This window comes from Oscillospiraceae bacterium MB08-C2-2 (assembly GCA_035621215.1).
Classification (GTDB): Bacteria; Bacillota; Clostridia; order Oscillospirales; family Ruminococcaceae; genus WRAV01.
Map to the genome: position 1 here is coordinate 2,968,898 of CP141729.1, position 11,982 is coordinate 2,980,879.

Consider the following 11,982-nt stretch of genomic DNA (forward strand, 5'->3'; position numbering starts at 1 on the left):
GTGGTTGGCTGTGCATTTGCGGAAAAGCAGTCCGTTGTAGTGAACAGAGAACTAAACTTGCTTAGAATGTTGTTTGCATTTGTAGTGCATATGGTTCACACCAGTGGGCTGTCACCGGAGGATACTTACAGTTATCCTTTTACTGAGGGATATTTAGCAGTTGAATTCTTCTTTCTTCTGTCCGGTTTCTTTGCGGTACAATCCGTTCAAAAATCGACGATTGTTTCGAGGGCAGAGATTATGCGAATAGTTTGGAATAAATATCGTCGCATAATGTGTTATGTTATTCCGTCCACTCTTATTCATTATATTCTAATCAATCTGCTCGAAAAGCCAAGTCCATGGGTATTTGTACGCTCGCTGGTATATAGTGTGTTTGAAATGGCGCTGTTGCCGATGTCTGGGGTATACGTTACTTTTCTTAATCTGCCATTGTGGTATCTTTCTGCTCTATTTATAAGTCTTCCGTTTTTTATGCTGTTGGTTCAGGAGTGGGGGGAGTCTTTTTTATACATCGTTGCTCCCAGTGCTAGTTTGGTACTATATGGATATCTGTGTATGCGTACAGGGCATATTGATATTTGGGCAGAGCAGTATGGATTGATCTCGATTTCTCTGTTGCGAGCATTTGCGGGCCTTTGTCTAGGCGGGTGTTGTTACGTTTTGGCACTTCGTTTAAAGGCGGTATCTTTTACGATAGTGGGATCTAGAGCTTTAGCGTGTATACAGTTTATGTGTTTTGGTATTGCGTTTTTTTATATGTACACCCATAGGTATTCCAAGTTGGATTTTTTAGTTATTGCCATAATAGCGATGGGATGTATCATCGTCTTCTCCCAAAAAAGTTCAGTGAATTCAGTCTTAAATCTACCGTGGTTTAATCAGTTGGCGGACTATTCGCTGGCACTTTATGTGAGTCATTGGAGTATCCGCACGTACATTCCAATTTTGATGCCAAATGCTACCTATTGGCAGATGCTTTTTCCGTATATCATATGCTCGCTCGCATATGCAGCTCTCATACTTTGGGTGGCTAAAAGAGCACAAGGTGCTGCAGTGTGGGGAAAATGGCGAAACCTTTTCGTTAGAGAGTGATAAAAATGGATGTTTTGATTATTGGTTGTGGATTATGTGGTTCTGTTATCGCACGCCAGTTAGCTGAAAAAGGGTTACGGGTTCAAATTTGGGAACGCCGAGATCACATCGGTGGAAATATGTACGATTATCGAGATACTCATGGCATTTTGATTCAAAAATATGGGCCTCACACATTCCATACTAAAGAGCAGTACCTATATGAATATATATGCCGTTACGCTGATTGGCAGCCATACAAACTGACTTGTGGCGCAGTTTGGGATGATAAATATACCCCTACACCTTTCAATTTCACCACTATTGATACTTTTTATCCAAAAGAAGAGGCGGCAAAGTTGAAAGAAAAGCTGCGGAAGGCTTTTTCAGGACAGTTAACTGCTACTGTCGTGGAAGTTTTGCAGCATTCAGATCCGGATATCCGTGGCTATGCGGAATTTTTGTTTCGAGAGGACTACGCGCCTTATACCGCTAAGCAATGGGGTGTCCCTCCGTCAGAAATCGATCCCAGCGTTCTGAAAAGGGTACCATTACGTTTTTCCTATGATGAGGGATATTTCGATGATCCCTACCAAGTGATGCCTGCTCATAGTTTTGTAGCTTTCTTTCAGAAGTTGCTGGACCATCCTAACATTTCAATCCAACTGGGACAAGAGGCATTCGAATCTCTTACTGTTTCCCCTTCAGGGACGGAACTCTTGCAGGATGGACGGGCCGTTTTGATACCTGTGATTTATACAGGTGCGTTGGATGAGTTGTTTGGGTGTTGCGCTGGCCGGCTTCCGTATCGTTCCTTGCGTTTTGATTGGAAATATGAAGAGAAGGAGAGTTTACAGGATGCCCCGGTGGTTGCCTATCCTCAGGAGCCGGGCTACACTAGAATTACCGAATTTAAGAAGCTGCCGTTCCAGGATGTACGTGGGACTTCGTATGCAGTGGAATATCCGCTTCATTATGACCCTGAAGAGGTGAATGAACCGTATTATCCTGTACTCACGGACGAAAGCAAACGACAATATGACATCTACCGTAAGATGGCAGAAAGAATTTCTAACCTTATTCCTTGTGGTAGACTGGCAGATTTTCAGTACTACAATATGGACCAGGTACTGGCTAGGGCCTTGGAAACAAGTAAGAAACTTCTTGAACAAGCTTAAATTATAGGACATTATCTGTATAAGGGATTCAAAAGGGCCTTCCGGCTAAATGGAAGGCCCTTTCTAATTGATAGCAGGCTACCGTTTAAGTTTTTTATAAATTTTTTGTAGTATAGCGACAAACTTGCCGGGGAGGAAGGCGATACATCTCCCAATAAAATAAGATTTAGAACCATAAATATAAAGCAATTCATTCTCCAACATTGCAATTCGTTGTTCTATAAGCTGCTGTTTGGCCGTATACACTGAGATGTCCATAGTGGTTTGTGCACAGGCGGTTTCTATCAAAGAAATTTTGTCTGCTATATGTTTGGCAAACTCGTTATTTTGCTGAATCCTCTGGTGAACATTGCTTAATGTTTCGTCATTTAGCCTAAAATGCTGGTGCGCATTATTTACAAATTCATCATTCTGTTGGAGCCGCTGATGCACATTGCTTGTGAACTCATCTACGCCCGCAAAGCGTTCTCCGAAAATTTGTGCATAATCTTTTAAAAAATCATAGGTAGACTTGGATTTGCCCATTACCGGAACCAGCGCTTTTTCCAGCCACGTACGGCTCTTTTCAACTTCTTTTTCTAGCAGGAGAAATACACGATCATAATCGATGTCAAGCAAATGAGAAAGCCTTTCTTGAAGCTGATCTAAATGGCTGATTAGCCTGTCTTGCAGCCCCAATGTTTCCAGCAACGAAGTGAAGCGTGCGGTTCCTCTCCCTTCATTTGGGATGGCAAGAAAGGGTTTGCGATATATAATGGCAAAGCACATACCATGAAAAGAATCAGTGACAACAAATTCACTTTGCACAATACTTCTCAGCCAATCCTCGTTAAAAGTATCTTCGCTGGACGATATTCCCCATATTTGGCCAATGGCATCATGTTTGTACGCTATATCGGTGTGAATATTAGATTTTAATTGTAAACACTCCTCAATGGATGCAAGGATTGCCTTTTTATCAACATCCGGATCTAAAATATATGCTGCAACGTATTTTTTATCTGGTGCCTTGCCTTTTGCTGCTAAGTCATTAAAATGTTTTTTATCGCATAAAAATACAGGATCCAGCACAAGGTCTGCATCTACCTCCATCTGGCTTTTTGCAAAGTCCATGCTCGGACTATCCCGGAATGACAGGCAGTCAAACTTTTTCAGGAAATATGCTATTTCGGCCCTTATATCATCCCTTTGCACAAAACGATCTGCACCAAATGAAGTAGCGTAGGCGATTTTCTTTTTCCTATCTTCCACCCAATTCAGGGTGATATATTGTCCAAACTGCAGATACAAGTGGCCGTTCAAAAGTTGATCGGAACCTACTAGAAATAGGTCGCATTCGTTGTTCAGTTGCTGTAGTTCTCCTGAATTTGCATACAAGGGTGCTAAATCAAAAGGTCGATATGGGTTATGCTTGAATCCGGTTGGAGTCGGGTGTGGTTTCCACTCCGAATCGAGTGGCCGCTCAATCATAAGTGGTTCAAGACCCATGTCACGGATGATCCGATATAAAGCATAATAGGTCATATTGGAGCCATAGTTCTCTACACTCCATACCCCTACAATTCCTACATCATACCGAGGTTTTATAGCATACTCTGCTGCTTTATTAAAAGGTAAATATTTTGCGAGAGCATAGAGACGGTCTCTAGCGGGATGTACAGGAAACTGATTGTTTACGCGGTTGTTCATAATCCATTCAAGGGGTACTTCCTTACAAATCGTGTTATTCTCTTGGAGCATTTGTAAAAGGTATTTGCCCTTTGAATTATTTACAAGAATTACGCTTGTCCCTTTTCCGTCATTCAACGCAGGATCATAGCCTCCTATTCCATGAAAATCTCCGATGGTAATATCGCCCTGCCGGGGGAAACTAGAGAATCGGCAAATTTCACAGGCATCATTCATCAAAAGTCTACCGTGAAAACTTTGTTGATAAAAGTCCTGATCAAAAAGACGGTTTTGTTCGGTATTATCTTTAAAAGTCACATTATGAGCGTTACAGTTCCATCCTAACTCTTTAGTACGAAAAGTACAACTCGCAATGTTTTGCTTGCCGAAGGTATCATCCAAATATTGCTGGAAATGCTTGGATGATGGAGAATAATGGCATAATAAATCTATCGTATAAAGCAATTCGTACGGCTTTCCTAAATAAGCATTAAGAGCAGCCACCTGACAGGGGCATCCCGAAAACAGCACAGGCAATCCTGCTTCAAGATTATTTTGAATCTGTCGATAAACAAGCCTCACCTCACTTTGCAGATATTTTGAGCGGAGCAGGGTAGGCAGTTCTTCCAAATTATCTATGAGAATATGCTGAACACCAAAGTCTTTTTTCCAAGCGACGCCGCATGCAATACCGCCTTTGTCAAGGATTCTATGGGCGAGTAAAGGGAAAACACCACCAGAGGAACTATGAAAACGTGTATGATCATCTGCACAATAAGCATAGCAGGACGGAGCAGATGTATTGCTATATAGAGGATGCAAAACCGGGCATACCTGCACACATTTGTTACAGCTAATGCATTTTTGTAAAGATATCTGGGGACGAAAAAATCCGTCTTCATCTGGTTCCAGAACCAAAGCGTCAACAGGACAAATATTGGCGCAGGCTGCACAACCTGAGCAAAGATAATTTTTATTCAAATGCTCTGGCGTTGCCTGAATAAAACATAAAATGGCAGGTGTGCAAGGACGGATATTTTTTTTCGTCAGCATAAAACCTTTTGCGTGCAGAGTCGCTATAATCTGATCTATTGTGAAATCGTTAATCCAACCATATCCTCTTCGAAAATTCACGCTGGGAAAGGCTTCTTGGTCATGATAGGACAGAATAATTTTTTTTGCACAAGATGTAACATGGGTGAGAAACCATTCCATATCTTGAATATATTCTAGTACACCCGCAAGAAAAGCAATATCAGCTGAAATATGGGGAAATTCTTTTTTATTAAAATCACAAACCAATGTTTCTGAACATCGCTGTATGAAATCTACGGGGTAATATATAATATGCGGAGAAAGTAGCTTTTGGAGATACATATGTCTTGCAAACATATCTATAACGGAAGTATCTTCTTCATCTATAAATTCCGACATTTCTAAGATTCTTGCCTCATGCACACTCCAGTCCGTCTGATCATCTAAGCCACTATAGGATAATAATTTAATATTCTTCATTTGCGATATCTCCCCATCAAGATGAATATACATATTCATTCTTTGCATGCGCTATATAAAATGTTCTATATGCATATATTTCCCTAAAACCATTGGTAGGATACTATCAGTGGAACATTTGTCCAGTATATCGAACCAATCTATCAGTTTCATCCTTATTTGTGCATATTGGGCAAGCTTATCACAGAGTTCTAGCTCTGTATCAAACAAAAACTCTGCTTTATTTTGGACCAAATCACGATGGCCCTTTACATTACTTATTAATACAGGAAGCCCGCATGCCATCGCTTCCATAATATTAAAAGGGAGACCCTCTATTTTGCTCGAAGAAACAGCGGCATCGCAAAGCGGATAGAGTTCTTGCATTTGTCGCACATACCCTAAAAAATGAATACGATCTTGCATATGCAGTTTATCAACTAATTCTCTACATTGTTTTAGCAAGACACCGCTACCAGCCAAAAGCAGGTGAGCCTGTGGAATTTGATGGGCTACCTTGGCAAAAGCTTTAATCAATAATTGCTGGTTTTTCCGTTTGGAGAATTCTGCAGCATAGATATATAGGAAATCCGATGGAGAAAATCCCATTGCCTGGCGTCTTTTGCACCGATCTTCGTCAGAAAGTAGTTTAAATCGAGAAGAATCAAATCCTATTCCATGGATAAAGCAAAGCTGCTCTTTATAAAGATAATATCTTTTCGCCAGCTCTAAATCCTCCTGATTCATGACCATCAATACGTTGGTAACAGGAGCACATATTTTTTCAGGCAATAGATATATCCACTTTTTCCATCCATCTGATTCACCAAAGAGAAAACCATGTGCAATATAATATACGCGAGGCCTCTGATCTTTTGGCAAAAGTAAAATGGCCAACCGCAGGATTACGCTGGCAAGGGCAGTATGAGTACTGATTTTATCAAACCGCTCATTTTTAAGAAATTTTCTAAACTTAAAAATAGCGGTGATATTGCTAAAACTAAAAAGACTTTTTTTAAAGGGAAAAGCAACTGCACGCTTTGCATAAGGAATGGATTCGGCGCTGTTTGTCGCTACCCAAACTTCGTAGCCTCTTTCACTGAGCGCTTTTATATAGGGAAGGTGGAAATTTCGCATGTGTGATGCAGTAGAAGCGCAAAAGAGTATTTTATTCATAATAGTTTAAATAGTTTCCTTTCAAACCCAAGTACACACTCGACTAAGAGTATTATAACATGGGATTATGGTTTTGCGACGGTTTCCTTATAGTTTTGGCTGTACTAAATTTTCCCCCTATGACATATTAACGCAAAAGTGAATCTCCCGCATCCTCCACCCCTCCAGTCATATATTATCCCTCTAAATATATATAGAATGGAGGGGTCGCAATGACCAAGCTAAAAATAGCGGAGCTTGTGGTATTAGCCATATCCGCACTGGTGGCTGCTGTAAAGTCTGCTGTCCAGTTTATTGGCTATGTCGGTAAGCTCAGAAAAAAGAAACCCGCCTAACAATTGAAGAAGCGGTAACCTGCAAGGGCCTCCACCAAGGAGGCTCTATTTTTATGCTTGAAGGAGGAATCATCTTGAAAGAAACCATATTAATCTGCTGCAAATGTGGCTGTGAATTGACCGAGGATACCTACCAAACCTTTGATGGCAAGGTCTATTGTTCCCGCTGCATTGAGAAAGAAGCTATTTGCTGTGCCCGTTGTGGTGAGCTCATTGCAAATGATGGTGCCACTGTATGTGATCACTGCTACGATTATCATTACACCAACTGCGAACGCTGCGGAACCTTAGTTCCCAACGAGGATGTCTACTACACCGAGGATGACGATGACAATGACTACCCCTATTGCCAGACCTGCTATGATCGTCACGAGAAAAACATCTATCTGCATTCCTACAGCTACAAGCCCGAACCCATCTTCTATGGAGAAGGCACACGCTTCTTCGGTGTGGAGCTGGAAATCGACGATGCCGGGAAGGATGAATGCAATGCTCAAAAGCTCTGCGAGCTTGCCAACAGCCAGAGAAAGCGTATCTACATCAAATCTGATTCCAGTCTGGACGATGGTCTTGAGATTGTTACCCACCCCATGAGCCTTACTTACCACATGGAATCTATGCCGTGGAAGGTATTACTGGAGCAAGCATTGTCACTGGGATACAAAAGCCATATGGCACATACCTGCGGCCTCCACATTCATGTGGATCGCACTAGCTTTACCGACAGCTACGAATATCAGGAGGAATGCATTGCCCGTGTCCTGTATCTGGTGGAGCGCTTTTGGGAGGAGCTGCTTCGGTTCAGTCGCCGAACACAATCCCAACTGAAACGCTGGGCCAACCGATACGGTTACAAGGAAAAGCCCAATGATATTTTGGATGTCAACGGCGGTTTAAATTTGCAATAAAACGCCGAATAAATTTTGTAGGTTTTCGGCGGGAGGAATGTCGGGTATAAAGTTAGATTACTGAGCGTTCTGCTCAAACAAGGTATTGACGATTTGCTGCTTTTGCTTCATGTACTCTTTGCGCTCTTTCAGGCGATAACTTTCGCCCTTGATGTTGATGACGGTACAGTGGTGAAGCACTCTGTCGAGGATAGCGGAAGCAATGGTAACATCGGCAAAAACTTCATTCCACTGGGAAAAAGTCTTGTTTGAGGTAAAGATGGTAGAGGCTTTCTCGTATCTTTTGGCAATGAGTTGAAAGAACAAGTTAGCGCCTTGAATATCCATGGGCAAATACCCAATTTCGTCGATGATGAGCACCTTGTAACGGATGAGGGTGCGGAGTTTGTCTGGTAGCCGATTCTCGTAGTGGCTTTTCTTCAGCTGCTCAATGAGGGTATGGCAGTTGATGTAGTAGGTGGAGTAGCGGTTTTTGGCGGCAACCATACCCAGCGCATTGGCCAGATGGGTTTTGCCAACGCCAGGTGGCCCCAAAAACACTACATTCTCAGCATTCTCCACGAACCGCATGGTAGAAAGCTCGTCGATCTGGCGCTTGTCGATGGAGGGTTGAAAAGAGAAATCAAAGTCCTCCAAGGTCTTCTTGATGGGGAAGCCGGACATCTGAATCTGCTTCTCGTAAGCTCTCTGACGCTTGCTCCTAGCCTCTTCGGTGAAGATATGATCGAGGACATCCACAATGTTGAGTTCATCCTTGATAGCTCGTTCCAGGTAGTTGTCGATGATCTCCAGGGTATTGCGCATTTTGAGGGATTCCAGGTTTTCTTTGAGTCGCTCGTACAAAACTTCACTCATACTGCGCCACCTCCGCTACTTCATCGTATGCGGACAGACTTGGCGGCCGGATAGGAAAATCAATGACATTGTCGCCGTCCAGCAAGGTGTTTTCGATGTCAAATGATTGCTTAAGGGTTAATCTTCGGTAATGTTGGGCATTGACTACCATATCTTTTTTCTGGTACGATATGCGGTGCAGGGCGATTTGCTTTCCTTCGTAGTAGGCGGCAAGCATGTTGTCCAGGGCTACGACTGCCACATCTCTGCCGACGTATTCTGCTGGTACAGAATACTGATTGCCGGCATACGAGATGAGGCAGTCTTTTTGTACCCGGCGCAGGTTGATTTTGTCGATGATATATTCTCTGGAAAGGGGGCTGAGGCCCTCTTTTTTTAGCCTCTCAAATGGAATCTCATTTGTGGTGGCGTGCACTTTCCCATTGACCTTGTTGCACCATGCCACGGCCTGTCCGTTTAGGTCGTCAAGCGAATTGTACCGGATTCCCACCATGAAATTATCCCGAACAAACGCCACTGTCCGCTCCACCTTGCCCTTTGTCTGGCCCCGGTAGGGTCGGCACAATACCGGCTTGAACCCGTAGAATCCAGCAAAATCCTCAAATTGTCGGTTGAGCGTGCTGTCCTCCTGCCGGAGCAGACGCTTGACGACCACCTGCTTCATGTTGTCGTACAGTATCTCCTCCGGGTAGCCGTGAAAGTACCGAAATGCGTTCTGGTGGCAGCGGATCAGCGTGTTGGTGCTCATGTCCGTCACAAATTCTATGTACCGCATCCGGGAGTATCCCAGCACCATCAGGAAGCAGTACAGCTTCTTCTGTTTCCCATCTTCCAGCACAACATGATCTTCAAAGAATGCCCAGTCCACCTGGCCTTGTAGCCCCGGCATCGTCTCAAACCGCACCGTTGCTTTCTCATCCAACTGTCCTTTTTTCCCTCGCACGTAGTGCTTCACGATGGAGTATTCTCCCGGAAATCCCATTTCCTTGATCTTCTCCAGTATCCGCAGCGCCGAATACGGCGCTTCTTCCAGCCACACGTCAATCTGTTCTTTGTATGGATCCAGTTTTGATGGCTTGGGATCTGTCAGGCTGTACACCGGTTTTGTGTCGGCCTGGGCATATCGTTTTGCTGTGCGTGGGTCTATGTTGTACTTGCGGGCGATCTCTGTGTAGCTCATTCCTTTTTGGCGGTCGCTTCGGATGTCCATCCAGTTGTCTCCTTCCATTTTGCCACCCTTTCTATCTGCTTTTTACAGACAGAAAAAAGTGTATCATATGTCATCCCTATCCGCCAGAAAACTGCATTTTTTAATTGGCACTTTCCTTCATTTTATCATCGGCGCTGACAAAGTTGGAAGAAGCCCAGATACAAGCAAACGATCCAACTACCAAGTGGTTGAGCCATAATGAAGTATTCGGCAGGTTCAGGGAAAAATATGGCCATGAAGAAATATAGGGTCCGGTATTTGTCTATAGCAAATTTAGACCTAATGGTAATCGATGAGCAATTGGGTGCATTTCTAGCAAAGGCCGCAAGATTCTTTTCTATACTGGATAAGCAAGCCCCACAACTTGCAGACATGCCTGTGATGCATCCCATTTACGATGACATTTCTTTGTATCGCAAGATGGTTGTGCTTGATTATCTGGTGTTCTATATCGTGAATGAGACGAAAAAGACGGTGGATATTCACAGGATTATCAATGGCAAGATGGATGTACAAAGACAGTTCGCAAACTGAACAATGGCTATAATCGGTAGATTTGAAGGTATCTGCCGGTTATTTTTATTCAGGCTTATAGGGTAAACGACAAGCCTGCTTGTTCTGATAACATTCTTTTATGAGAGATAAAATGAGTGATGCGTTGTTTTTTCAATAGGCGTCGAGTATAATTAATATACCATTAATATGGAGGAGTAGCATGAAAAACAAGAAGCCTCCCTTCGAAATTACCAGCCAGATTATTAATTATGTGGCGGAAATTGCTGAGCAGATAGGGCATCTGACCTCTGTTCAACGGCTTTCCGGTAACCCCACCTTGCGGGGGGAAAACCGTATCCGGACAATTCATGGTTCTCTGGCTATTGAACAGAATACGCTGAGCATTGAACAGGTGACAGCCGTGCTCAACGGCAAGCAGGTTCTAGCGCCGCCCAAGGATATTGCCGAGGTTAAAAATGCTTACGAAATCTATGAGCGGATGGATGCGCTTGATCCCTACTCGGTGGATGACCTGCTTGTTGCTCATGGTGTCATGACTCACGGCCTGGTAGAAGAATCTGGTATATTCCGTACCCGGCCTGTAGGGGTAGCAGACCAAAGAGGAAACATTCTGCATATTGGGACCTTGCCGCAGTATGTTCCAGATCTGGTTGTGGAGCTATTGGATTGGATTAAGAACAGCGATTTGCATATGCTCATTCGCAGCTGTGTATTTCACTACGAGCTGGAACTGATTCATCCTTTTGCAGATGCTAACGGTCGTATTGGCCGCCTATGGCATACTCTGCTTCTTTCCAAATGGAATTCCATGTTTGCGTGGCTGCCCGTGGAATCGATGATTTATGCGCATCAGCAGGAATACTATGCAGCCATCAATGCGTCCAATAGTGCCGGTGAATCCACCGTATTTATCGAGTTTATGCTCTCAGTCATCAACTCATCGCTCATTGATGCGATTGAATTGATGGATGATATGAGTGATGTAACGATGGATAAGGCAGCAATGCGCTGGGGCAAGATACAAGCCTTTCTGGAAAGCCATCCCTTTATTATGAATGCTGATGTTCGAAAAATTTGTGGAGTATCTGCCGCTACGGCCAATCGGATTTTGGCAAAACAAGTGGTTGAGGGCAATTTGGTTAAATATCGTCAAGGCGGGCACTGGGCATATGGGTTAAAGCAGTAAATCCTTGCTTTCCGCAATTCTCTATAGTGCGCAGGATACGCTAGTCTGTCCATAAGATGATTTCACAATAAGCTATTAAAAGCAAGTCACTGGTTGGAGAGCAACCAGTGACTTGCTTTTATCTTTAATTAAAATTTGTATATATATTATTAATAAACAGAAATAATTGATATAGATATGTACAATATATCCATATTGCATACATACGAAACACGTGTGTCTTTAACAATATAAGGATTATATAAAATCTTAAAAATGCGTATACAAAAAAAGTAATCTGAATACCAAAATAATTAAAAAACACACTGGAGGAAATTGTTATGAATTTTAGTTCTATTGGATTCCACACGTTTACAATATCTCAAAGACTGACCACCAATGA

At 43.0% G+C, this 11,982-nt stretch carries 10 protein-coding genes; 6 read left to right on the forward strand and 4 right to left on the reverse strand.

The genetic code is table 11. From position 1 onward, the window contains the following. Both U6B65_13385 and glf read left to right on the forward strand, forming a co-directional pair. Positions 1–1,095, forward strand: coding sequence for an acyltransferase (locus U6B65_13385; protein WRS27305.1), 1,095 nt, complete (start codon positions 1–3; stop codon positions 1,093–1,095). A gap of 5 nt (positions 1,096–1,100) precedes the next feature. Continuing rightward, positions 1,101–2,252, forward strand: coding sequence for a UDP-galactopyranose mutase (glf, locus tag U6B65_13390; protein WRS27306.1), 1,152 nt, complete (start codon positions 1,101–1,103; stop codon positions 2,250–2,252). Positions 2,253–2,330: 78 nt separating this feature from the next. Here the strand turns inward: glf and U6B65_13395 are convergent, their stop codons facing one another. Together U6B65_13395 and U6B65_13400 are read right to left on the reverse strand one after the other, a co-directional pair. Then, positions 2,331–5,435, reverse strand: a complete 3,105-nt coding sequence (locus U6B65_13395) for a polysaccharide pyruvyl transferase family protein (GenBank protein WRS27307.1) — start codon at positions 5,433–5,435, stop codon at positions 2,331–2,333. A gap of 51 nt (positions 5,436–5,486) precedes the next feature. Beyond that, a complete protein-coding gene (locus U6B65_13400; GenBank protein ID WRS27308.1) occupies positions 5,487–6,590 on the reverse strand; it encodes a glycosyltransferase in 1,104 nt (367 codons plus the stop codon). Between the two features lie 212 nt (positions 6,591–6,802). Here U6B65_13400 and U6B65_13405 point away from each other — a divergent pair, with 212 nt between their 5' ends. Then, positions 6,803–6,925 carry a hypothetical protein gene (locus U6B65_13405; protein ID WRS27309.1) on the forward strand — a complete coding sequence of 41 codons (123 nt, stop codon included), beginning with the start codon at positions 6,803–6,805 and terminating at the stop codon, positions 6,923–6,925. Between the two features lie 74 nt (positions 6,926–6,999). Continuing rightward, positions 7,000–7,833, forward strand: coding sequence for a zinc-binding protein (locus U6B65_13410; protein WRS27310.1), 834 nt, complete (start codon positions 7,000–7,002; stop codon positions 7,831–7,833). 57 nt (positions 7,834–7,890) lie between these two features. Here U6B65_13410 and istB read toward each other — a convergent pair whose 3' ends face one another. Beyond that, a complete protein-coding gene (istB, locus tag U6B65_13415) occupies positions 7,891–8,688 on the reverse strand; it encodes an IS21-like element helper ATPase IstB (GenBank protein ID WRS27311.1) in 798 nt (265 codons plus the stop codon). Continuing rightward, positions 8,681–9,898: an IS21 family transposase gene (gene istA, locus U6B65_13420; protein ID WRS27312.1), complete on the reverse strand. Its 1,218-nt coding sequence runs from the start codon at positions 9,896–9,898 to the stop codon at positions 8,681–8,683. The genes istB and istA overlap by 8 nt, the downstream gene beginning before the upstream one ends. Positions 9,899–10,096: 198 nt before the next feature. On the opposite strand from istA, the gene U6B65_13425 reads away from it, so the two are divergent. Continuing rightward, positions 10,097–10,432 (forward strand): type II toxin-antitoxin system RelE/ParE family toxin, encoded by a 336-nt coding sequence (locus U6B65_13425; protein WRS27313.1) that lies wholly within the window; start codon positions 10,097–10,099, stop codon positions 10,430–10,432. A gap of 181 nt (positions 10,433–10,613) precedes the next feature. Further along, positions 10,614–11,600 carry a Fic family protein gene (locus U6B65_13430; GenBank protein WRS27314.1) on the forward strand — a complete coding sequence of 329 codons (987 nt, stop codon included), beginning with the start codon at positions 10,614–10,616 and terminating at the stop codon, positions 11,598–11,600. The last annotated feature ends 382 nt before the right edge of the window (positions 11,601–11,982 follow it).

Coding starts and splice junctions, on each gene's coding strand:
- U6B65_13400 (WRS27308.1), bottom strand. CDS start 6,590: ATGAATAAAATACTCTTTTGCGCTTCTACTGCATCACACATGCGAAAT.
- U6B65_13395 (WRS27307.1), bottom strand. CDS start 5,435: ATGAAGAATATTAAATTATTATCCTATAGTGGCTTAGATGATCAGACG.
- istB (WRS27311.1), bottom strand. CDS start 8,688: ATGAGTGAAGTTTTGTACGAGCGACTCAAAGAAAACCTGGAATCCCTC.
- U6B65_13430 (WRS27314.1), top strand. CDS start 10,614: ATGAAAAACAAGAAGCCTCCCTTCGAAATTACCAGCCAGATTATTAAT.
- U6B65_13425 (WRS27313.1), top strand. CDS start 10,097: ATGAAGTATTCGGCAGGTTCAGGGAAAAATATGGCCATGAAGAAATAT.
- istA (WRS27312.1), bottom strand. CDS start 9,898: ATGGACATCCGAAGCGACCGCCAAAAAGGAATGAGCTACACAGAGATC.
- glf (WRS27306.1), top strand. CDS start 1,101: ATGGATGTTTTGATTATTGGTTGTGGATTATGTGGTTCTGTTATCGCA.
- U6B65_13405 (WRS27309.1), top strand. CDS start 6,803: ATGACCAAGCTAAAAATAGCGGAGCTTGTGGTATTAGCCATATCCGCA.